Genomic DNA, 21419 nt, shown 5'->3' with positions numbered 1-21419 from the left:
GCTAAGGTGTACGAATCCTTGCCGAGGGGAATTTTGCTCTTAGCTTTGTTATCGCTTCTTCGCTGATGTTAGCTGCCGGTAACATAACAAATTCCAGCTGTTTGCATTCCATCAAATGCCCCACGCTGGCGTCAGTAACTTCGGTCTGTTCGAACGAGAAATGATTTAGGGTAGGGATAGCACAAAGTGTTTTTACACCCTGATCGGTGATCGCTGTATTCTTCAAATAGAGCGCGCGAATCTCTGGCAGTTGGGAGATGCTTGAAACGCACGCGTCGGTAACTCGCGTTCCCGAGAGGTCTAGCACGTTCAGTGTCGCATATTCAACAAGGTGAGCGACGCCTTCGTCGGTGATATTGGCGCCGCCTAGCCATAATGCCGTCAGTTGATCTAAGCCGTCCAAGATTCGTGGTAAGTCGGCGTCTTCTGCTTGGGGCAAAGTGAGGATATTGGTCGCTTTTCCCCAGACGTGCCCATTCGGTCGCACTTGGTCGAAGGAACCGACCATACCGGAGAGAGGCTTAAGTGGTTTGCCATCTTCGTTGACCAGAAACAGTTCCCAATCGAGGTGCTCCAATTCAGGCGGTACAAGATGAGGGCGCCCATTGAACAGATAGCAAAAGTCCCTGGCCATTTCGATTGCCATTTCACGATGTTCCGACGGATAGCGAAGAACGCTATCCCACAAGGAGCGAAGTGCGACAAATCGGCCTAGTTCGGCAATGTCTCCCTCTAGTTCCGCTTCAGCGCAAATTTCGGGATATTCGGCCCCAAGTCGTTCGAAAAGATCGGTCAACTGCTGGAGCGACATTTTGAGCTTCTCCGCCATGTGAATATCTCTATGTCCGGATGAGACAAAACATCGTGGTGGTAATAAAACGCAGAGATTGATTGATTACAAACTGCGGAGCGTCAACCAATGCAATACCTACGGCTGCGTTGGATTGCGCGGCGTGTTGAGCATCGGCTGTAGTTCATCCACAAAGTCGTGGACATCTTTGAACTCGCGATAGACGCTGGCGAAGCGGACATAAGCGACCTGGTCGATCCTTTGCAGGTGCCGCATCACTAGCTCACCGATGTAGTGGCTTTCGACTTCTCCTTCGCACTCGACGTAGATGTCGCTTTCGACTCCGGCGACGATGCTTTCGATTTGAGATTCGCTGATCGGACGTTTCCAGCAAGCCAGCGCCAAGCCTTTTTTGATTTTCTCAGGCATAAACGGCTCGCGGACATTGTCCTTTTTGATGATCTTGATTGACATCTCTTCTACCCGCTCATACGTCGTATAACGACGTTTGCAGCCCAGGCATTCGCGGCGGCGACGGATGGAGAACCCGTCCTGGCTAGCGCGCGAGTCAATCACTTTGTCGTTATCTGTACGGCAAAATGGGCATCGCATGCTAAACAATTCCGCGAGGGGGAGAAGCCCGATCAACGAGCGATTTTCTTAATATACACGAACCGGCCCGCTTCCGTGTAGAAAATCCAGCGGTTTCAGGGGCGACATTATCCAGCCCGGGCTGCGATGCAGCCTCTTTTCGGAACCGCTATAATGTCTCCGTTGGGGCCGCACAAGATTTGGCAGTCCGCAACGAATAGGTTAACAAAGTCCCCTCCAGTTTCTGCAACGAGGATGCTCTATGGATAAAGACGACTTCACCGACAAGATGAAGCCCCAGGATGATCGTCGCCGCGACGACCCCGAAGAGCAATTGTGGGCCGGCAACTATTCGGCCAAGGATATGTATGGCTCTTGGATCATCACCGGCGTGCTATCGGTGGCGGCTCTGGTCGTGGCCTGCGTCTTCTTTTTAGCGATGATCCCGGTAGTTTTGGGAGTGATCGCCGTGGTGACGCTGGTCTGGATCTTTCTGCTGTGTCGGCTGGCTTGGCGCAAGTACAGTGTCCAATACGAATTGACGACGCAGCGTTTTATGCATCAGCGCGGCATCTTGAGTCGTACGACCGATCGGATCGAAGTGATCGATATTGATGACGTCACCTTCACGCAAAGCCTGTTTGATCGCATGTTTGGTGTCGGCACGATCACCGTCACCTCCAGTGATCGCACTCATCCCTCATTGGTGCTGGATGGGATTGAGGACGTCAAAAGGGTGGCTGACCTGATTGACGGCGCACGACGCAAAGAGCGAATACGCCGAGGAATTCACATCGAAGCAGTCTGATTAGTAAGGCAGCTTACGCTATCCAAAGAGTCACCGGTATCAATCGTTGTAAGCGTTGCTATCGGTGACTTTTCCGTTTCCACTCACCTTTCCGCGCCGTTAAAGAACTTTCATCCGCTCTTTTCGGAATCGTCGATACATCAAGCAGTATCGGATCGTCAGGCAAAGTGCCATCCGATGGTTAGCTAACGAATTGATGGTCGCTGGGGGCGGATAAGCCGTGAACTGCAAACAAGTTTCCTCAATGCAACGCGTGCTGGCGATCGCTTTTTTAGCGACTGCTCTGGCGAGCACCGGTTGCTTGATTGGTCCTGACAATACCGATCCTGGGGCTCCCTTCTTGCCGCATTGGAGCCGTCCTCTGCCGGAGGGGCTAACCGATGAGCCCAATGACTCGGTTGCTTGGTGGACCAAGTTTAATGACCCGGTCCTTTCCGAAATGATGGTTCAAACGGCTCAGCAAAACCTGACGCTGGGTCAAGCCTACGAACGGATCGCCGAAGCCCGGGCACAGCGCCAAATCGCGCGCGGTGGATTGTTTCCTGATATCTTCATGGACCAAAGCTATAGCCGCATCAAGTCCAGTAACAACGGTAGCCCGATCGGTTTGACCTTTCAGACGCCAGCGTTTAACTATTGGAGCGCCTCGCTGCTTGACGCTTCATGGGAAATCGACGTTTGGGGGGCCGTGCGGCGGAACCTGCAAGCCGCCAACTACGACATTGACGTAGCGATTGAAGATCACAACGCGATCCTTGTATCGCTGCAAGGGGAAGTTGGCGCCAACTACGTTCAAGCTCGCACGCTGCAGCATCGTATTTTGATCGCCCAACGCAACGTGCAGTTGCAGCGACAATCGTTGCAAATCGCCGAAACAAAGCTAGAAGCTGGTACGGTCAGCAAGCTCGACGTTTATCAGGCTCGCTCCAACTTGTACTCGACCGAATCGTTGATCCCGACGCTTCGTCAGGATCTCGATATCTCGTATAACCGCCTGGCCGTTTTGCAGGGGATGCCGCCGCAAGATCTCACGAACCAAGTGATGGGTGCACGGCAGCTCTTCCAAATTCCTGAGAACATTGCGGTTGGCTTGCCGATCGAAATCATTCGTCAACGTCCTGACATCCGCATGGCCGAACGTCAGCTCGCCGCTCAGTCGGCGCGCATCGGCGTGGCGATGGCCGACCTGCTGCCGCGGTTTACTTTAAACGGTACGCTGGGCGTCAATTCGACCAGCATCGATAGTTGGTTCACCAGCGATAGTCTCGCGTACAACTTTGGTCCGTCGGCTCGCTGGAACGTACTAAGCTTTGGTCGCGTCTGGGGCAATATTGACTTCCAACGTGCTCGCTGGCGTGAACTGGTGAACAACTATCAACAAACGGTGCTAGAGGCTTCAGAAGAAGTCGAAAACGCGATGATCTCGTACCGCTTCACCCAGGTTCGCGCCGATCAACTGTACAAAGCGGTCGAAGCGGCTCAAGGAGCCTCGGCGATCTCCGAAGTGCAATACGAAGGGGGGATCATCCCGTTCCAAACTCTCTTGGACGCTCAGCGCTTCCAGGCCAATTTGGAAGACCAATACGTGGCGGCTCGCGGCGATACCTATCTGTCGCTGGTCAACCTTTACAAGGCCTTGGGCGGTGGCTGGCAAGAACCATTCGCAGACAACTCGCTGAACGGCGAAGAAGTCCCGCTGGGGCAATTAGAGTTGGATCCGCAAATGATGCTGCCGGCTCCTAACGCCCAAGGCGCCAACCCGCTGGCTCCAGACAACCCAGTGCCGCCAGATGCACCGATGCCGCAGCCAATGCCGATCCCGTAACCGATAGGCGAGTAGGCTCAAGTCTTAGCAACGATATTCAGTCAAACCGCGGGAGAGAAATCTCTCGCGGTTTTTTTGCGGACTATTTCATTGCCAAGCAGGAAGTAGCTCCCACTGATCCAATGAGAATTTTCTTTTGAGGACTTTCTCTCAATCAGCACGAACTTCCTAAAGACCCGCAATCAAGTCGCTGTCACCCCGCAAAGCCATCCAACTTCGTATTTTGGTACTCGCTGAATATGGTCCCTCCTTCCGCCATTCCTGTGCAGCCGCTGACGCAACAGATCCCTGCGGCGTTCGCCAAGTTACGCAACAAACCGCTCTTGGAGATTGGATTCGTCATCTTTCCCGGGATGGACCAAATTGACTTTACCGGTCCGTTTGAGGTTCTCGTAAGGGTTTCGGGTGCAAAAATTCACATCATCGGCACTCAGGCAGATCCAGTCCGCGACTACAACGGTTTGGTGCTGACGCCTGAAATGCAGCTGAGTGATGCGCCGGAATTGGACCTGCTGGTCATGCCCGGCGGACCCGGCCAACAAGCGTTGATGCAAGCTGAGCCGGTGTTGGCGTTTATCCGCCGCCACTTTGAGACGGGAAGGCCATTGTTCTCTGTCTGCACCGGTGCGTTGCTATGCGGCGCGGCAGGGATTCTCCAAGGGCGTCGCGCTACCACGCATTGGTCTGCTGTCGAATTGCTCCCTTATTTCGGCGCGATTGCCGTCGATCAGCGCGTGGTGATTGACGACTCATTGGTCAGCGCCGCCGGCGTCACCGCCGGCATTGACGGAGCATTGATCATCGCCGCCCTGCTGCGCGGCGACGCCGCCGCCCAAGCAATCCAACTAGGCATTCAATACGCGCCTCAGCCTCCCTTTCAAGCGGGAGACCCCGCGACAGCGCCTGCCGAAGTGCTGGCGGAAGTATCCGCAAAAATTGAACCTCTCACCGCATCACGCCGAACCACCGCCAAGGCATTTGCAGCACGCAAACCAAACCGCTTGAAATAGCAGAGCAGGGGGAGCAGAAATTTGCCCGCCGGAGGTTGGCGACGCCGAGTTCCTTGGCAGGGGCGACTTGCCCGCGGGCAACTGGCTAGCCAAAATGGGCCAAGCCCTGGACCTCCAAACTACTGCACTCGCCCCACTTCTCGTAGCACCAGCGTTAAATTTGCATTACTCTCAAGACTACCGCAGCCTCACTGCGGTAGTCTTTTTTGTTTCGCTACAAGTAGGTCGACAATAACTGAATCGCCGCTGCGACTGATTCTAGAGACGCCGTTTCTTCTGCCGTGTGGTAGCCGGTGGTTGGGATCTGTAGCGTTGTGCCGTTGATCTCTCCGTTGGTTGCTGCGGCCAGTCTGCCTAGTTCGGTTCTTCCCAGTGACAGCGGTTTACAACGATCGACGTTTTGCGCTTCGATGTAGGCGTCTTTGAACATCGTCGTGACCCCAAGTTCGCGGCAGCGATTTTGTAGTTCGTCGGTGATCCCTGTCGCGAATTCGCCGCTGGCGTCTTTCCTACGCAGCACCAATTGCTGCGCCGTCGCCGTCGGAGTGCAGGGGAAGGGACTAGTGTCGACCACGATCAACTTTTGCGTCGTCAAATGCTGGCGCTTGAACCATTCCAAGGCGTATCGCCAGCTGCGACCCGCTTCTTCTTGGGCGGTGAACAGACAAGTTCCGCGAAAACCTTTGCGGAACATGTGAACCAGCATCGCGACCGACAGCACATTATCAAGCTGCGCCGAGAGGAACCCGTTTTCGATCTTCAGGCGATCGAGAAACGAGATCGGCGTCCCCGGCTGCAAAAACTCGAGCCCGTTCAGTTCAAAGATTAAATTGTGTCGTTGCGGGCAAACATACGATCGCGTGATCGCCGCTTGTCCCAGATAGGTCCCGGCGTACGGCAAGTGAGCCTGAACGCGCTGGCCGGCGAAGCGATCGCCGATGTTGTACATCATCTGTTCCGAGACCGAATCACCGGTCAAATCGCAACGGTTGCTCGCGATGAACGCCGCGTATTGAAACTCGTTCGGCCCGGTGCAAAGCAGCCCATGCCGGTCGATATGGGCGGACAAGATCAGGTCATACGGTCGTGGACCTTGAGCAACTAGAACCCCCTGGTAGTACTGGACTCGGGCGCCCACTTCTTCTAGTTCGCGGCGGAGCACGCGGAAGAACGAGTCCTCGGTCCCGACCACGCTCGGCTCACGAATCAGCAGCTGCAAGATGTCCAAAAAGTCAGCCAGGTCCGAGTCAATCAGCGGCGAACTGCTCTGATTTTCGGCGCCGGCAATTCGGGAAAAGGTCGCAATGCTCATTGAATCAGCACTCCGCAGGTTGCAATAACCGCCTGGGAGAAGCAATGCACTTTGCGAGCCAAAAGGAAAATGGAAACTAGTAGCCTGCGGCGCGATCCAAGGGAAAGCGGCCCCTGTTTGGTGAATGTCGAAATCCGAATGTCGAATAACCGGAACGAGCTGGCCATTCCTAAGCCAGACCGGACCGGACTACTTCGATTTTTTTTCTGAGCGGCCCGACCGGACCGGACTGCGCTGTTTTTAATCGCCCCCCCAATTCTTCCTAGCCCGAACGCGCGAGCGAGGGAAATGCGGTCTCCACTTCAAATGACGCCGCCACCGCAAATGGCTCACTCTGCATTAGACATTTGCTCTCCCGACCGGACCGGACACTGAATAGGACAGGACAAAGGACTGTGGACCGGACTGGACCGTTTTTTTTTTGCATGCCCCCAATCTTCGTAGCCTGAATGTGCGAGCGAGGGGAATGCGGCCACAATTTTTAGTGACGAAGCACAGATACTGCACATCATCGCCAGGGATTCTCTCAGAGTTAGGCATTCGTCCTTGGCTCCCGGGAGCGGACTGGACACTGTTTTTTTTTCTGAGCAATCAAAGTGGACTCGACCGCGACGTTTTTTTCTACTGAATTGCAGAACCTCCCAAGATCCATTCCGCGCAGCAAACAACCCCGGCAAACCCTCCCAAAGTTGCCGGCCTTCCACGACAAAGCACCGCCCAGTGAAACCAGCGGGTCGCACGGCGTACTAGAATTTATGAATACATAATGACAAAATGCTAAGACTTTGTCAAGGTGCAATCTTCGCCAGCGCACCCCACCAACAACCCAAATCGGCCAACCTTAACCAGCCCTTTGAATCCCAAGCACAAAAAAACCGGGCGATCAGAGAATCACCCGGTTTGACATAACGTGCTATTTCGCAAAGAGTTGCGAAGAAATCGAGTAGGCCAGGCAGGACTCGTTGACATTCTCTCTAAGGTGCTAGCAGCACTGGCTTTAGGCAAAAAGCCGGTTTCTAGCTGATGCTGCTTCTGATGCTACCGGGGATTCCGGTTTCTTACTGATCATGACGTTTTTGGTCGCATAGTTACGTTTCTGGACGTTATGAGACGTTTGTGTCTTTTATGTGACGCAGTTGTGACATTTATGTCTATCTGTATAACAATCAGCCTGTACATTTTGCCGCCCCTGAAAGGCTGTTTCGCACGATGTTTTAGGCACTTCTGGGGCGATAAAGACGCGCTAGAATTGTACTGACAATTGTATCGGCATTGTCCTGAAATTGTCCTAAAATCACGCGTCAAAACGCATCGCAACGCAACACGCGGCAGGCTATGGAAAGGCTAACGACAGTCTATCGGCACGCATTCGCTCTAACCAAAGATCGCAATTCGCGCCACCTCGCCACGCCGATCGGGGGACGCGGAATACATATGAACCTACTTTATGAGAATTATCTCAAAAAAAGTCACCGGTTCGTATGGACAATTGCCCGCACATTGCGGCATGATAGCGTTTGTTCGTAGTGTCTCAATTAGAGACGGATGATTTAGAACGACGAATCACGTGGTTCGCCAATTAGCTGAGCGCATAAAAAATGCCCGGACCAATCATTCTTGAATCGCCGACTTTTGCACGGCAAGCGATTTAAGGATGTAAGCAGAGTCCAGGCGAACGTCTTTGTAGACTTCGCCGAACCTCATCGTCAACACCGATGGCATTATTTCGGCGCTCTTTCGACCTCCCTTGAAGGAAACGAAAGATGAAGACGGAAACGGAAGTCCTTTCGGACAAACTAATTAGCTTCGCTGAGGCGACAAAATTCTATATTGTGCCTCCCTCCCCCTCAACGGTTCGGAAACACACCACTTTTGGCGTGGCCGGCATCAAGCTGCGTTCCGTTCGCTCTGGCGGCCGGTCTTTTACCTGTCAGCGATGGGTAGAGGAATTTCACGCCGCGATCGACTCCCAGTTGGCAAAGTAGGGAGGGCGCCGTCATGGAAGTTCAACGGCTACTGCTGCGCCCATCCGAAGCGGCTGAGGCGCTTGGAATCTCGGAACGAACCCTTCGAACCTGGGTGACCGATTTTGGTTGCCCGGTTTTGCAGTTGGGCGGGAACACTCGCTACCACATGCCATCGTGTGAGGAGTGGGTGCGCGAGAATCTGCATTCCGAGAAGCTGGTCCACCAAGACCAAGTCTAGCAGTGCGCAAAAAAAGAGCGCCACTCACGACAGTGGCGCTCTGAATGGATTTTGTCCGCGGCGCCTGATCTGACCATCGGGGCGTCGCATTCTTCAGCAGGAAGCGCAAGTGAATAATACCCTCCTTGATTCGCCAGTACAACGTCTGCTGTCCGCATTGGAGCAACACGGATGCAAACCAAAGCAGGCTGGCGACCGCTGGAAAGCGTTATGCCCAGCACACGAAGACCGCTCACCAAGTCTTTCAGTGAGCGCCGGCGAAGATGGCAGGGCGCTTGTTAAGTGCCACGCTGGTTGTCCGACCGACGCTGTCTGCGGCAGGTTGGGACTCACGCTTGCGGATCTCATGGCGCCAAGCGATTGGACGCCGCCCAGTCGGCCGACCAAGCCGGAAAAGCCAAAGGGCAAGTCCTACGCGACCGCTGGAGAGGCGATAAGCGATACTTGGGTTTCTGGTCACACCCGATCAAAGCAATGGCCGTACCACGATCAGGCCGGCGAAATCATCGGCTATGCAATCCGGCTTGACGAGAACGACGGCAATGGAAAACAGTTTCGGCCGGTTTCCAAAAATGGAAGCGGCTGGGAAAAGTGTGCTCTACCATCGCCGCGTCCCCTGTATCGGTTGCCTGACCTGGTTGGGGCGAAAACGGTCTACATCACCGAGGGCGAAAAGTGCGCTGACGCCGCGCGATCAATTGGACTGGTCGCCACCTCCGCGATGGGCGGTGCGAATGCAGCAGACCAAGCGGACTGGTCACCGCTGGCCGGCTTGGATTGCGTGATATCGCCAGACAATGATTCGGCTGGCGAAAAGTACACGGCGGCGGTCCTGTCCTGTCTGGCCAAGCTGACGCCGCAACCGATGGTCAAAGTTTTGCGTCTGCCCGATCTGGCCGAGAAGGACGACATCTTCGATTGGATCGAAGCGCAGGACTCGCGAACCCCTGAAGAGTTGCGGGCCATTATCGAAGCGATGGTTGACGAGCTCGAACCCATCGCATTGACCGAACCGCCACCGGATCCGGTAGACGATGACCCGCCGGACATTCGGCCTATCAGTATTACAAATCTGATCGCCGACAATCCGACAGTCGGGAAGCCGATCATCGACGGGCTGCTGCGGGAGCGTGAAGTCGGCAACATGATCGCCGCGGCCAAGGTGGGCAAAAGTTGGATGACCTATGGTCTAGCGCTCTGTGTCGCTACCGGCAGGCCATGGCTAGGCAGATTCCGTTGTGAGAAATCGCGAGTGCTGTTGCTCGACAACGAGCTGCACGCGCCAATCTTGGCCGACCGCTTGAAGAAGGTCGCCGAAGCAATGGATATCAACCTTGCCGAAGTCGCCGACAACATTGACGCGCTATCGTTGCGTGGGCGATTGAAAAACATTCACGACATCGACCGCATGTCAGACGATTGGGTTGGCAAGTACAGCCTGATTGTCGTTGATGCGTTCTATCGAATTTTGCCTGTTGGAGTCGACGAGAATTCTAATAGTCAAATCACGGCGCTCTACAACTTGCAGGACTCGATAACGTCCAAGACCGGCGCGGCGTGGATCAACATCCACCACAGCAGCAAGGGCGGTCAAAGCGGCAAGTCTGTCACCGACGTGGGGAGCGGCGCCGGTTCGCAATCAAGGGCTGCGGATTGTCACGTCATCATTCGCGAACACGAAACCGAGGGATGCGCAGTTTTGGAGTCGGCGGTCCGATCATTTGCCCCGATTCAGCCTCTACCAATCCGCTGGGAGTTTCCTCTATGGGTTGCCGATTCCACGATTGACCCCAAGGCCGTCAAGGGCCGGCGCGGTCCAAGTGATGAAAAACAGCGGGAGCGCGACCGGGAAGGCGTGGACAAGATTCTGACCACACTGGAGACCGAAGGGACGTTGACTGCCCGCAAGCTTCGAGGGGCAACCGGGCTATCTCGAGAGCGATTAGAGCGGCTGGCGTACCCGCTGATTAGCGCCGGCCAACTGGTTGAACGACAGGTGAAAGTTCAAGGCCGAGACGCTATCGAGTACGCCCTAAACCCTTCGTATGCAACCGAAATGGAGGGTGAAAAATGGGACTTCTAACCCCCCAGAATGAACATGGGCGATTGCTACCGCCCATGTATTCGCCCAGTCGCCCGTTATGGGGTGGAGGTTGGGTGGGCGGTCTCCCTAAAGGGAAGACCGACCGCCCATGCCAACCCATCACCCATAACCGCATCGACCAAGGAAGAGATTTTAAAACCATCGCCCATGCTCAAACGAAATGGAGTTCCCAATGACCCGCAGAATCATCCGCCGAGACAACCGCCTGATCGTCACCAACGAGTTAGGCCGAGCAATCGCCGAAGTGGTCAGACAGCCCCTCAGCTTTGACGATGACGCGACCGAGGCCCAGTTGGCACGTGAGATAGCTCATCTGCCTGAACTGGTCGACATCACCATGAGGGCGGCGGCGCTGGGCTGTGGGGATGCGGTCAAGCTTCTCGCCAAGCTGGGGGGCTGAGGCGTGGACGGACGGTATGGCGGGGCTGATCGAAGCTGGTGGGAAACGCCACGGTAGGCAGGCTCCAAGGACCCAGACCACCCCGGGGAGGGGAGCGGGTCCTTCGCTAGTAGCTGTGAGATGGTTTCCCTCCCCATCAACCTATCTCGGCACTTAGTTCGTTCGTTCCCGGCAATCGCAAAACAACGCACACCGCAGCACATCAAAGCAAGGAGCACCGATGCTTGAACCACTACCGGACCGCTGGAGCGACTGCCCAATCATCGAAGTGATTCAACCAGCATGTCCGCGCTGTCTGGACCCAGCGTATGTGCCAATCAAGGGCTGGACCGATGCAGACGGCGGCCGAACTAGCCGGCGCGTTTGCAAGAGCTGCGGCGCACGATACGTGGTTCTCACCCTACCGCCAGAGCTTGGCGATTTTGATTTTCCAGTTGCTAAGCTTGGGCAACAAATCAACACGGAGTGTTTCATGGACCTCAGCACAGCCAGACGAATCGCCGATGCCGGCGGACGGCTCCACAACAATGCGGAGCGGATCAAATCGATGGAACGCATCTTCGATCCAATCGTGGGAACGCATCGCCACGAAGGGCCAGGCTTCCTAGAATTTTGCCCCGTCCGAAAGTCCGACCTAGCAATCGCGGCTCGCCTGGACGCGATGCAGGGACGCATGGAGGCGGAACAACTGATTGAGCCAGCGGTTGCTGTCGAGATCATTCAGCAGGGTGATAAGCCAGCGGTCCTCTCGCCGGTCGTCGTCATGCGTGGCGGTCCGATATCGGGCGAAGCTGTGGGGGCGAAAGGTGGGTATTTCTACGTCGAACTATCGGCCATGAAGTTCGCCAAGCATCCGCGCATCAGTCTGGAGAAAGACCAATCCAGACGGGTCGGCTCGCTGAAGGACTACGAAGTTTTCAACGGCAAGCTTGCTGTGGGCGGCGTCTGTAACGCGATGGGCTTCCCAGACCACATCACCGTGATGGCGAAGCTGGGAGAGGGCTACCAGTTTCGAGCATGGCCAAATATCGCAATCCACGAAACCAACGTCATCGGCGCGAAAGACGTGGCGGTGATCAACGGCCGTGTCGTCAAAGGTCCAGCGATTCACGTTACCGATTCCACATTTTTCGGAATCTGGCTTCACTAAATTCAACCCACTTTGGAGATAAGACATGTCTTGGAATGAACTCGGCAGAAACGGGCTAGCAACCCTTCCCCGCAAGTACGAACCAACCGAGGCCGAGCTGGCGCGGCAAGCTGAAGAAGCGGCAGCCAAAGAAGCGCTACGGCTGAAGCGACGGGAGACGGCGCGGCAGGGTTTAGCGAAAGCTCAGCTCGACGAAGCCAAGGCGGAAGAGCTGCGCGAAGTGATGGCCGACATCGACACGCGAAAAGAGATCTTGGCGGCCGAACATCAAACGCGAGTTGCGCCGCTACAGGCCGAGTTGGCCGATATCGAGAAGCATCAAATCGATGCGATTCGGAAGAAGCTGGGGACGGACGCAAAGCTTGATAAACGGCGTACCGTGGTGCTGGAAGAGATCCGCGCCGCTACCAGCGAGCTGGAATCGCAAATCGAAAACGAAGACCGGCTCTATCGGCAAGTCGCGATGGAAGAACTCGAGCTGCGCCGCTCTGGCGTTCTGCGGGTCGATTGTGAGTCTGACTTGCGAAACTACGCACATCCCGATTTACGGCTAAAGATGGACGTCGCCCAACACGCTGCGACATGGGCGGTGTCACGCGTTCGGTCACTCGAAGACAAGCTACGTAGCTCGCCCAAGTCGGCATTGCTGCAAGCGTGTCTGGCAGATGCTCAGGCCGACCATGAGAAGAAGCGGCAGGCGGTCGAGACGGCTTTTCGAGCGGTTATGGATGAATAACGAAACACTTAGCGGGTGGTTTTAACGTGCTCCCCGCGGTTCCGCCGGCGCGTCGTCTTGTTGGTTTCTTCGGCGCGTCGGTTTTTAACTTTCAACTTTCACACACTGGAGATTTTCACATGGCGAGTTTCAAAGATGGTACTGGGCGTGAATGGCTAATCAAGCTGGACGCGCCAACCATCATAAGCGTGCGACAATCAGCGGACCCCGAGTTCCTCAAGTCGGCGGCGATCGACACTATCGAGCGGATGCGGGATGACCCGGTTTTGCTGTGCCAGGTGGTGCACGCGCTGTGTGATAAGCAGTCGCAAAAGCTGGGATTGTCGACCGAGCAATTTTACGAAGCGGTTATCGGCGATGCGATTGATGCGGCGACCAAGGCGCTGTTGGCGGCAATCTTGGATTTTACCCCGTCGCACACGAGGAGCATGCTGGCAACGTGCGCGGCGAAGAACGAAGCAGCCAGACAAACGGCGATGGCCAAGGCGATGCTGGTCATCGAAGACCCGGCGACCATGGCCAAAGTGGAGGCGATGCTGGACGAGGAAATTCAGACGCAAATCAGCAGAGCACTGACCCGGTCGTCATCTGCTACGAGCTAGCGGGATTCGTTGGCGTGAGCACCAAGGGGCTGACGCTGCGGGAACTGTACTGGATGACAATGGGTAAAACTCGCATGACTTGCCAGATTGTCAACGCGTTCATGGGTGGCAATGCAGCCAATCAGCCGAGCGATAAAAAGCATCCGCATGATGAAGCGGCGTTCGCGAAAATGCAACTTTAGGGAGATGACCAATGGCGGCGGCAGATATCAGAGCGGGACGTTCGTTCGTCGAACTGTACCTGAACGACAGCAAGTTCCTTAAAGGGATGCGGGGCGCCTCAGAACGGCTGAAAGACTTTGGCGGCGGCGCTGCTAGGCTCGGTACTGGCATCGCAGCTGCGGGGGCTGCGATCGTCACGCCATTGTTGGCGGCGGTGAATCACTTCGCATCGGTGGGCAACGAAATTGACAAGATGTCAAAGCGCACATCGATCGGCGTTTCTTGGCTTTCCAGCATGGGATACGCGCTTGACCAAAGCGGCTCCGACCTGGAGACGTTCGAGGGCGGGTTACGCGGGATGCAAAGCGTTATCTACGACGCCACCAGCGCCGGGGGCGATGCGGCCGACACCTTCAAGGCGCTGGGCTTATCGATCAGTGAGCTAGAAGGAATGGCGCCTGAAAAGCAATTCGAGGCGATCGCGGCTGCGATGAGCAATGTCACGGACGCCACCGAGCAATCAGCGTTAGCCCAAAAGATTTTCGGCGAAGATGGTAACAAGCTCATGCCATTGATGACCGGCAATTTGGCGGCGCTGCGGAAAGAAGCAGAAGATTTAGGGCTCGTGTTCTCTGAGGAAAGCGTAGCGGCTGCGGCCCAGGTTACGGCCGCTTTCAGCCGAATCTATAAATCGGTCGGCGCCGTCGTCTTTCAAATTGGCTACGCGCTGTCCGACGTAGTGTTAGAGGCCGCAATGTTGTTCAAAAATATCGCGGTCAGCACTGGGCGTTGGGTGAAGCAGAATCATGGCCTAGTCCAAACGATTGCCGCTATTGGCGCGGGGCTTACTGTTGCTGGGGGCGCGATTGTCGGCATTGGTACGGCCCTGTTTGCGGCAGGCGTGGCGCTGAGCGGTTTTGCTACGGCTATCGGTCTGCTGCTCAATCCGTGGGTACTCGTCACGGCGGCAGTCGCGGCGGGCATTGTGGTCTGGGCTCGCTACAGTGAAAGCGGCCGAGCGGCGGTTGCGAAAGTGATGAGCTATTTCGGTCCGTTGTTGGATCTCGCCAAGGAGACTTTCAGCGGAATCTATAACGCACTGGCCAGCGGCAACTTTGCCTTAGCTGGACAAATCGCACTGACCGCGCTGCGAGTCGTCTTCCTCCGTGGAACCGTGGCGCTGTCGGGGATCTTCGGGGACTTTGTCGGCAAGCTGGGGACGCAACTAGCTGGAGGTGATCTGTCGGGCGCCTGGGAAACAGTGGTGCTCAAGATGAGCGACATCTGGGGGCAGTTTGCTCAATGGATGGTGAGCGTCTTCACCGATGCGGCCAACAAGGTTATCGACATCTGGGCCGGCGTTACGAAGTCGATTTCCCAAATGCTGATCGTCATCTCGTCAGGACGTGGCCCATTTTCAGAACTTGCGCAGGATCTCGCATCCGATCTGCTGGGCGTCGATGTCTCGCAGATGTCTGCCGCCGACCAATTGAAGCTGCTGGGCGAAGCGGGCCGCGGCGTCGATCAGCAAGCCGATCAGGGCCGCTCGGTGCTCAAGTTCGCCGATATGGCGGCCGGGGCATATGCAGGCGCTGCGGGGCGTGCTAACGCGTCCAACGTTGTTGGGGGATCAAATGCCAGTGATGCTGCGTTGATCGCCGCAGAGGCCACTCTGGCGCGATTGCGTGAGGAAGCTAAGGTTGCTGTCGAACAAGCTCGAGCCAATCGGGCAAACGACAACAGGCCGTTTGAAGGCGTGGGGGCTGGGGCGAGTAACTTTGTTGGCACATTCTCCGCAGCTGCGCTATCGGCCCAAGGAGGCGGCGGCGGACCAATGGAGCGAGCAGCCAAGGCGGCGGAAAATACCGTGGCCGAACTTCGCGAGATGAAGCGAGAGGCGAACAAGACGCAGCAGATTACTGCGCAGATGCTGCAAGAGATGCGAATGGGCGGCTCGTTCGGCTAGGTTTCCCCAATTGGGGAATTCGTTACATCGGTGTAACTATCTTTCAGAATCGAAAGATGCGCCGGGGGACTGGGGGCTACTGTAATCGGATGACAGTGGGGCGGCTCCACTTATGCAGTGCATAAGTGCGGCTATCTGCCAACCGTTGGCAGATGACCAGGACCAATTGGTCCAACCTGTGACAACGATGTCACATCCACGCAAACCGATTGCAGGTAGACCCGATGTTGACACCGATGCGGCGGTCTGGCATGATTCGGGCTCCTGATTTGGTCCGCATTGCTTCAAAACGGTGCGGGGCAAACCATCTAACAATCTCAGGTAAAACCAATGTTTGTACAACCAAACAGGGCAACAGCCCGATCATCCGTGCGGTTTTTCAATCTACGATCCACGACAGCGTGGGGAGAAAGATTATCGCGCTCCGTTGTTAGCGGAGTTTTGAACCGGGTGATCGGGCTTTTGCCGTTACGGGACGTACAAACGACAGGGGAGCGATGGCCGATTGGCTGTGGCTCCCCTTTTTCGTGCGCGCGTCCCGATGAAGGGACTCGATTATGTCTACGATCACCACTCTGGATCAAGCTGAAGCCAAGCCGGCGAAACTATCAGTCGACGACTTAGCGGAGCGTCTTAATCGACTGATTGCCGGGAGGGCGTTTTTCGTCTACCGCGACGGCAGCGATGACATCTGCGGCGAAATCGCCCTGCTGGATAATGGACGAAGCGGCGCGATGCTCCATTACTCGGACCAGCACGGAATGTCGATCTGCACCGAACTGGTCAGCATGAAGGGCGAAATACTATTCGCCAGCGCCATTGCGGAAGTTGCGAAGTGGGTTAATCAACTGGAGGTGCTACTGGAAGCGCTGCAGGGAGTCGAGAGCGAGCCGTACGCCCCTAGCAGCGTCTTTCTCGTCATGGACGGCGACGAGTGCTTAGAGTGCAACATGGATCTTGGCAGCGCTACCAACATCGCGATCGGCTACAACAGCCGGCGCCAAGAGGGCGAGAGCCGGGCTCGAGTTGTCTTGTTCGACACGCTAACGCGCACGATGACCGAACTGACCGCAGTGAACGAATAGCACGTCCACCACTGTGGACACCCGCAAAAAACAAAGCGGTTTTGCAGAAAGGCGCAGACCGCTTAGAACGCTACAATCACTACGTCGAAAGCATTGAAGCATCGGCGATCGTTCCACGGATGGCGATTTCTCTACGAACGGAGACACTCGCATGGCTTCTATTCAATCGCGCGGCGGCGGCTCGTACCTGATTCAGTTTTACGACCGAGACGGCAAGCGCCGCGGCGTATCGCTCTCGAAGACGACCGTCAAAGCGGCGAACACAACCGCCGGTCATATCGAGCACTTGAACGCGTCGGCGAAGTCTGGACACGCTGTGCCAGGACCGACCAGCGAATGGGTGAAGTCGCTTGGCAGCGTAATGACGCGCAAGTTGGCCAAGGTAGGCTTGATCTCTGCGCGACGGACCTACACTATCGGCGAATTCCTGACCGAGTATTTCGACGGTCGAACCGATTGGGAAAACGGGACGCTGCTCAAGAACGAGGGAACGAAAAAACATCTCGTTGATTTCTTCGCCGCCGATAAACTACTGTCCGATGTGACCTGCGGGGATGCAGACGAGTTCCATCGATATCTGGCTCACAAGGTCGAGACGATCAAATCGGCGGCGACGGTTCACAAGCATGTCCAGACCGCGCGTGGTTACTTTCGGGCCGCTATGCGTAAGCGGCTGTTGGATGAAAACCCGTTTGATGGGATCAAGACGCAAGCCAACGTGGGCGACGTCGCGTTCATCACTCCCGAGGATACCGCCAAAGTCTTCGACTCACTTCCCTCCGTCCAGTGGCGCCTGTTGTTCGCGCTGGTTCGCTACGCTGGCGTTCGCGTCCCCAGTGAGCTGAACGACTTGACCTGGAGCGACATCCTGTGGGATCAGAATAAGATCCTGATTCGCTCGCCCAAAACGGCCCGCTACGGCAAGCCTGAACGGTTCGTGCCGATCTTCAAGGAACTGAGGCCCTATCTGGACGCCGCCGACGCTCAGACGAAGGGAGGGGACGTCTACGTGGTGACCGTGACCCGCAAGGGGAAGAAGCTGAACGCGCCCTACCTGAGGAAGCGGATGCGCAGCCTCATCACACAAGCTGGCGTCGTGCCGTGGGCCAAGTTGTTCCAATCGCTGCGGTCAACGCGGCAGACCGAGCTAGAGGCCCAATTCCCGACGCACGTGGTTTGCAGTTGGATGGGAAATTCTCCCCGGGTAGCCACTCGGCACTACCTGAAAACGACGCAGGCCAATTTCGACGACGCAGCGGCCGGAACCAATGCGACCAGTGACAACGGCGACTCTGGCGAAAAACTGATGCTGCAATTGATGCGGCAGATAGCGGAAGTGTCAGGAATAACGGAGCAAGGCAGTTTGGGCGATATCTCGCAAACCGAGATACAACAACAACTTGCCGCTATTTGCTCCGATATCCCCTCTCTTCAGGTAGGCCAGGCAGGACTCGAACCCGCGACCAAGGGATTATGAGTCCCCTGCTCTAACCGACTGAGCTACTGGCCCAAAATGTTGGTGTCAAAGGGGTTGCGGCTGTTTCTGAAAGAGCTGCAGGGGGCTTTTGACACCTGGAAAGTTGCCTGGAGGTTTCGTGAATAGGTGAGTGGAGTCGTTTCGGTATCCACTGGTTCACCTCGATTCGTTCAGGCGACGAACGTCCAAATTTAACGAACGGTAGCCATCTGAACCATCCCCCGGCTTTCCGCTGCTGGCGGATGCAAATGGCCGTTTGACGAGAAACCACGGTAGGGCAGTCTCTGGCTGCGTATTTTGGGATGACAGGGACGGACCTTGCTGGAATCGCGAATGAGCAGCGGCGGTTGGGCTGGATATGTTGAAGCGATAGGGCGGCAGATTCGCCGTGGTTGACATATTTCTATGCCTATTCGTGATCATGAATAGAATACGGAGATGGATATTCTCACACATGCTTTGATTGGGACAGCATCTGCGGCGGGTTGGTTGCCATCGCAGCCAGAGTTTGCTTGTGGGATCGTCTTTGGCAATGTGGCGCCTGACCTTGACGCTTTTTCGCGTCTGGGGGGGAAGCATGCGTTTGTACGTTGTCATCAAACTTACACGCACTCGATTACGGCCGTGGGAACGGTGTTGTTGGTGTCGCTGGGACTGCTTGTCATCGGCAGTCCTGACTGGTCATTGTTTGCGGCGGGGTTAGCGGTTGGCATGGTCATGCATATTGGCTTAGATCTGACCAATTCTTACGGCGTGAAGTGGGCATGGCCGTTGTCTCAGCAGCGCTTTGCCTTGGATTGGATCTTTTTTATCGATGCGCCAATCCTGCTGCTGACATCGACCGCGCTGGTTGTTGTGTGGTGGTTTGTGGGAAATGTCTCGGCGCTGGCTTGGGTATCGGGTATTTATCTCGCTTGTCTATGTGCCTGCGTGGCGATCAGAGCGCTGATTGGCCGGCGCGCACGGTGCTTTGCGAGAAGTCACGATCCTGGAGTGATCCAAACAGCAGTCATCCCAACAACTTGGTTGCCGTGGAGATTTTTAGTTTGCCACGATCAGGGACAGACTTCTACCACGTTGATCTTGAACGCGATTACTGGGCACGAGAATACGCTACAGACGATCGAAACTTTTGACGCTGAATTGCCTCTGGCTGTGCTCGAACTGCCAGAGTGGCGCGTCATGCGGGAACTCTCTCCGCACTATCACGCGATTGAGCAGACGCAGTCCGCCAACCAGCTGCTGATCGTCTGCCGTGATCTGCGGATTCGCAACTTTGATACCCGGTTTGGGATGCTGACTTGTCGATTGGACTCGACTGGGCAGATCATCACAAAGCAATGGGAGGTCTGATGAAACTGAACTGGAAACATCACCCGAGCCACGGGTTTCGGTTTTCGGGGACTGACGCACTGGCGATCGTCGTTTGTGCGATTGCGACCTACTTTGGTTTAAAGACGATTGGTTCGCTCGCCTGGTTGTTTCCGTTTGTACTGGGGCACTTTTTCCTGTTTTGCAACGTGTTTCGGATTCGGCGACTTCCCGAGTTGGTTTGGGCAGGGGGTTTCCTCATGCTGGCGACCGGCTGCTTGGTTGCAGATATCTCGGTGCTGCATGCGATGTGGCTAGTCTTGCCGTTGACGGTGGCTGTGTTAGCGTATTCTGTTCGGCAGCCGCACTATCACGGCGTGGGGACGATCAGTCCAAAGCGGGACGCTTGATGGGCCGTGGAGAGAACTCCATTCGGCTAGAACGGATTTTGATTTTGCAACTACCGCACCGGCGCCGGAGCAACTTCGGGCGTGTGGCGATAGTGTTCGATCGCTTGTTGCGGGTTGAGGTTGAAGATGGTGCGGCCGTCGGTCATCCAGGCGCCGTCGACATGGGAGAAGAGCGCGGTGGCGGCGCGGAGGTTGGAGACGGCGGCGACTTCTTCCATGTCGCCCCCTTCGATTGCTTCGAAGCTAATGGTCAGCGCGACGAAGGCGCGCAGTTGGTCGTTGGCCGGGTCGCGGGCGAACTGAACCTCGGAATGGAATTCGCAGTTTTTCCAGATCAAGCCGCGAGGGCGGCCCGAGTTGCTGGCGAGCGTCTCAAATTTTGCTTCTAGAAGCTCGCGTTGTAACGCAAACTGTTTGCGTGCTGCTGGGAAGTTAACGCGGGCATTTTTGTGCTGGAGTTTTGAACGCAGCCAGATGGTGCGCAGCATAATACCAACACCGATTGCGACGATCGCAATCAGCCCAAGTCCAAGGGCGATAGAGAGAGAGGTGGCGTCCATCAAGCCGCTCACCCTTGCTGGTGAGGAGGGGGGAATTTAGTAGGCGTCTTGATTTTACTGATACATCGCGATGAAAATCAACTGTTTGGCGGCAAACCGATCAACAAGATCGAAGTTTGTGGGCGTAAGTCCTGCTGTACGACCACTTCGCAAGATTCTTTGGGCCGACGACTTCTTATGACTTTTTCATTGCAGTGCCCCTATTGTCAGGCTCGATTGGAAGTAGACGCGACACCGAGCGGGGCGATTCGGTGTCCGACTTGCGGTCAGCAATTTCGCGCCGGCGAGACGACGAGCGCGGCTGCGGATAGGGCGATCGCCTCGCTGCGAATTCCTGAGGGGCGCATCTACGGTCCGATGCCGGTGGATCAGTTGGAAGAGTGGATCTGTCAGGGCCGCGTTGACGAAAAGTGTGACGTGCGGCTGACGTTGAACGGACCTTGGCAAGCGGCGTCGACTCTTTTTCCGGTCCTAAAGTTGCCGCCGCTGGTCGGCAGTGGGAATCCGTTTCAGGCAACGCCAACTGCAACCGGCTGTCGGCCAAAGGGGCCACAGCTGTCGGAACGCGGGGCAATGATCCTGCTGTTTGGCGTGCTGGGCTGGATTGGTTGCCCGGTGTTTGCAGTGGTGGCCTGGGGAATGGGCGCGTCGGATTTAGAAGCGCATCGCGAAGGTCGGCTCGACACGCGCTCGGTGTTGATCACGCAGATTGGTTACTTTTTGGGGGTCTTTGGCGCGATCACGTGGGGGACGGCGATCTTGGGGACGATACTGATGATATTGTTTCATCAGCTGTTGATTTAGTTTTTGAAGTTGTGCGGTTGGGGCGGAAGCGAAGCGTGCAACGCGGCAGGGGCACAGAGGAAGAACGATCAGGCGCGGTAAGAAACCAGCGGAAAACATCGGAAATCGTGC

Annotated in this window: 20 protein-coding genes and 1 tRNA gene; 16 read left to right on the top strand and 5 right to left on the bottom strand. The window is 55.9% G+C overall.

All coding sequences use genetic code 11. The features are described 5' to 3' along the window. Position 1: 1 nt before the first annotated feature. Both SH421x_RS16905 and nrdR read right to left on the bottom strand, forming a co-directional pair. Positions 2–829 carry a hypothetical protein gene (locus tag SH421x_RS16905; protein ID WP_488850695.1) on the bottom strand — a complete coding sequence of 276 codons (828 nt, stop codon included), beginning with the start codon at positions 827–829 and terminating at the stop codon, positions 2–4. Between the two features lie 99 nt (positions 830–928). Then, on the bottom strand, positions 929–1402 hold the full coding sequence (gene nrdR / locus SH421x_RS16900; RefSeq protein WP_488850693.1) for a transcriptional regulator NrdR: 474 nt from the start codon (positions 1400–1402) through the stop codon (positions 929–931). A gap of 241 nt (positions 1403–1643) precedes the next feature. Here nrdR and SH421x_RS16895 point away from each other — a divergent pair, with 241 nt between their 5' ends. The 3 genes from SH421x_RS16895 to SH421x_RS16885 all read left to right on the top strand — a co-directional run bounded on the left by SH421x_RS16895 (position 1644) and on the right by SH421x_RS16885 (position 5024). Further along, entirely contained in the window at positions 1644–2189 is a 546-nt protein-coding gene (locus SH421x_RS16895) for a PH domain-containing protein (protein ID WP_488850691.1), read from the top strand. A 244-nt stretch (positions 2190–2433) separates the two neighbouring features. Beyond that, on the top strand, positions 2434–4014 hold the full coding sequence (locus SH421x_RS16890) for an efflux transporter outer membrane subunit (RefSeq protein WP_488850689.1): 1581 nt from the start codon (positions 2434–2436) through the stop codon (positions 4012–4014). A gap of 239 nt (positions 4015–4253) precedes the next feature. Beyond that, positions 4254–5024, top strand: a complete 771-nt coding sequence (locus SH421x_RS16885) for a DJ-1/PfpI family protein (RefSeq protein ID WP_488850687.1) — start codon at positions 4254–4256, stop codon at positions 5022–5024. Positions 5025–5238: 214 nt separating this feature from the next. Here the strand turns inward: SH421x_RS16885 and SH421x_RS16880 are convergent, their stop codons facing one another. Then, positions 5239–6336 carry a peptidase M42 gene (locus SH421x_RS16880; protein ID WP_488850685.1) on the bottom strand — a complete coding sequence of 366 codons (1098 nt, stop codon included), beginning with the start codon at positions 6334–6336 and terminating at the stop codon, positions 5239–5241. A gap of 1998 nt (positions 6337–8334) precedes the next feature. On the opposite strand from SH421x_RS16880, the gene SH421x_RS16875 reads away from it, so the two are divergent. The 10 genes from SH421x_RS16875 (at position 8335) to SH421x_RS16830 (ending at position 18223) form a co-directional block, all read left to right on the top strand. After that, positions 8335–8541 (top strand): helix-turn-helix domain-containing protein, encoded by a 207-nt coding sequence (locus SH421x_RS16875; RefSeq protein ID WP_488850683.1) that lies wholly within the window; start codon positions 8335–8337, stop codon positions 8539–8541. Positions 8542–8887: 346 nt separating this feature from the next. After that, positions 8888–10624 (top strand): AAA family ATPase, encoded by a 1737-nt coding sequence (locus tag SH421x_RS16870; RefSeq protein ID WP_488850681.1) that lies wholly within the window; start codon positions 8888–8890, stop codon positions 10622–10624. A 193-nt stretch (positions 10625–10817) separates the two neighbouring features. After that, positions 10818–11045 carry a hypothetical protein gene (locus SH421x_RS16865; RefSeq protein WP_488850679.1) on the top strand — a complete coding sequence of 76 codons (228 nt, stop codon included), beginning with the start codon at positions 10818–10820 and terminating at the stop codon, positions 11043–11045. Between the two features lie 472 nt (positions 11046–11517). Then, positions 11518–12195, top strand: a complete 678-nt coding sequence (locus tag SH421x_RS16860) for a hypothetical protein (protein ID WP_488850677.1) — start codon at positions 11518–11520, stop codon at positions 12193–12195. A 25-nt stretch (positions 12196–12220) separates the two neighbouring features. Then, positions 12221–12931 carry a hypothetical protein gene (locus SH421x_RS16855; protein ID WP_488850675.1) on the top strand — a complete coding sequence of 237 codons (711 nt, stop codon included), beginning with the start codon at positions 12221–12223 and terminating at the stop codon, positions 12929–12931. A gap of 119 nt (positions 12932–13050) precedes the next feature. Beyond that, entirely contained in the window at positions 13051–13533 is a 483-nt protein-coding gene (locus SH421x_RS16850) for a hypothetical protein (protein ID WP_488850673.1), read from the top strand. Between the two features lie 14 nt (positions 13534–13547). Beyond that, positions 13548–13715 (top strand): hypothetical protein, encoded by a 168-nt coding sequence (locus SH421x_RS16845; protein WP_488850671.1) that lies wholly within the window; start codon positions 13548–13550, stop codon positions 13713–13715. Positions 13716–13726: 11 nt separating this feature from the next. Then, complete coding sequence (locus tag SH421x_RS16840) at positions 13727–15661, top strand: hypothetical protein (protein ID WP_488850669.1); 1935 nt, start codon at positions 13727–13729, stop codon at positions 15659–15661. Between the two features lie 557 nt (positions 15662–16218). Further along, on the top strand, positions 16219–16746 hold the full coding sequence (locus SH421x_RS16835; RefSeq protein WP_488850668.1) for a hypothetical protein: 528 nt from the start codon (positions 16219–16221) through the stop codon (positions 16744–16746). A gap of 151 nt (positions 16747–16897) precedes the next feature. After that, positions 16898–18223: a tyrosine-type recombinase/integrase gene (locus tag SH421x_RS16830; protein WP_488856449.1), complete on the top strand. Its 1326-nt coding sequence runs from the start codon at positions 16898–16900 to the stop codon at positions 18221–18223. Here SH421x_RS16830 and SH421x_RS16825 read toward each other — a convergent pair. Next, positions 18183–18256, bottom strand: a tRNA-Ile gene (locus tag SH421x_RS16825). The genes SH421x_RS16830 and SH421x_RS16825 overlap by 41 nt on opposite strands. Positions 18257–18661: 405 nt before the next feature. On the opposite strand from SH421x_RS16825, the gene SH421x_RS16820 reads away from it, so the two are divergent. Then, positions 18662–19576: a metal-dependent hydrolase gene (locus tag SH421x_RS16820; RefSeq protein ID WP_488850666.1), complete on the top strand. Its 915-nt coding sequence runs from the start codon at positions 18662–18664 to the stop codon at positions 19574–19576. After that, a complete protein-coding gene (locus SH421x_RS16815; RefSeq protein ID WP_488850664.1) occupies positions 19576–19944 on the top strand; it encodes a hypothetical protein in 369 nt (122 codons plus the stop codon). The genes SH421x_RS16820 and SH421x_RS16815 overlap by 1 nt, the downstream gene beginning before the upstream one ends. 50 nt (positions 19945–19994) lie before the next feature. On the opposite strand, the gene SH421x_RS16810 is transcribed toward SH421x_RS16815, so the two are convergent. Further along, positions 19995–20504 carry a hypothetical protein gene (locus tag SH421x_RS16810; protein ID WP_488850662.1) on the bottom strand — a complete coding sequence of 170 codons (510 nt, stop codon included), beginning with the start codon at positions 20502–20504 and terminating at the stop codon, positions 19995–19997. A gap of 177 nt (positions 20505–20681) precedes the next feature. On the opposite strand from SH421x_RS16810, the gene SH421x_RS16805 reads away from it, so the two are divergent. Beyond that, on the top strand, positions 20682–21308 hold the full coding sequence (locus SH421x_RS16805) for a zinc ribbon domain-containing protein (RefSeq protein ID WP_488850660.1): 627 nt from the start codon (positions 20682–20684) through the stop codon (positions 21306–21308). Positions 21309–21419: the final 111 nt, after the last annotated feature.

It is taken from the genome of Blastopirellula sp. SH421, assembly GCF_057808535.1.
This window is presented reverse-complemented; position numbering and strand designations above follow the sequence as displayed.

Excerpts from the sequence above, each read along its gene's own strand:
- SH421x_RS16865 (WP_488850679.1), top strand. The coding sequence starts at position 10,818 with ATGACCCGCAGAATCATCCGCCGAGACAACCGCCTGATCGTCACCAAC.
- SH421x_RS16830 (WP_488856449.1), top strand. The coding sequence starts at position 16,898 with ATGGCTTCTATTCAATCGCGCGGCGGCGGCTCGTACCTGATTCAGTTT.
- SH421x_RS16850 (WP_488850673.1), top strand. The coding sequence starts at position 13,051 with ATGGCGAGTTTCAAAGATGGTACTGGGCGTGAATGGCTAATCAAGCTG.
- SH421x_RS16890 (WP_488850689.1), top strand. The coding sequence starts at position 2,434 with ATGCAACGCGTGCTGGCGATCGCTTTTTTAGCGACTGCTCTGGCGAGC.
- SH421x_RS16835 (WP_488850668.1), top strand. The coding sequence starts at position 16,219 with ATGTCTACGATCACCACTCTGGATCAAGCTGAAGCCAAGCCGGCGAAA.
- SH421x_RS16820 (WP_488850666.1), top strand. The coding sequence starts at position 18,662 with ATGGATATTCTCACACATGCTTTGATTGGGACAGCATCTGCGGCGGGT.
- SH421x_RS16805 (WP_488850660.1), top strand. The coding sequence starts at position 20,682 with ATGACTTTTTCATTGCAGTGCCCCTATTGTCAGGCTCGATTGGAAGTA.
- SH421x_RS16840 (WP_488850669.1), top strand. The coding sequence starts at position 13,727 with ATGGCGGCGGCAGATATCAGAGCGGGACGTTCGTTCGTCGAACTGTAC.
- SH421x_RS16875 (WP_488850683.1), top strand. The coding sequence starts at position 8,335 with ATGGAAGTTCAACGGCTACTGCTGCGCCCATCCGAAGCGGCTGAGGCG.
- SH421x_RS16855 (WP_488850675.1), top strand. The coding sequence starts at position 12,221 with ATGTCTTGGAATGAACTCGGCAGAAACGGGCTAGCAACCCTTCCCCGC.
- SH421x_RS16895 (WP_488850691.1), top strand. The coding sequence starts at position 1,644 with ATGGATAAAGACGACTTCACCGACAAGATGAAGCCCCAGGATGATCGT.
- SH421x_RS16870 (WP_488850681.1), top strand. The coding sequence starts at position 8,888 with ATGGCGCCAAGCGATTGGACGCCGCCCAGTCGGCCGACCAAGCCGGAA.
- SH421x_RS16810 (WP_488850662.1), bottom strand. The coding sequence starts at position 20,504 with ATGGACGCCACCTCTCTCTCTATCGCCCTTGGACTTGGGCTGATTGCG.
- SH421x_RS16885 (WP_488850687.1), top strand. The coding sequence starts at position 4,254 with ATGGTCCCTCCTTCCGCCATTCCTGTGCAGCCGCTGACGCAACAGATC.
- SH421x_RS16815 (WP_488850664.1), top strand. The coding sequence starts at position 19,576 with ATGAAACTGAACTGGAAACATCACCCGAGCCACGGGTTTCGGTTTTCG.
- SH421x_RS16880 (WP_488850685.1), bottom strand. The coding sequence starts at position 6,336 with ATGAGCATTGCGACCTTTTCCCGAATTGCCGGCGCCGAAAATCAGAGC.
- SH421x_RS16860 (WP_488850677.1), top strand. The coding sequence starts at position 11,518 with ATGGACCTCAGCACAGCCAGACGAATCGCCGATGCCGGCGGACGGCTC.
- nrdR (WP_488850693.1), bottom strand. The coding sequence starts at position 1,402 with ATGCGATGCCCATTTTGCCGTACAGATAACGACAAAGTGATTGACTCG.
- SH421x_RS16905 (WP_488850695.1), bottom strand. The coding sequence starts at position 829 with ATGGCGGAGAAGCTCAAAATGTCGCTCCAGCAGTTGACCGATCTTTTC.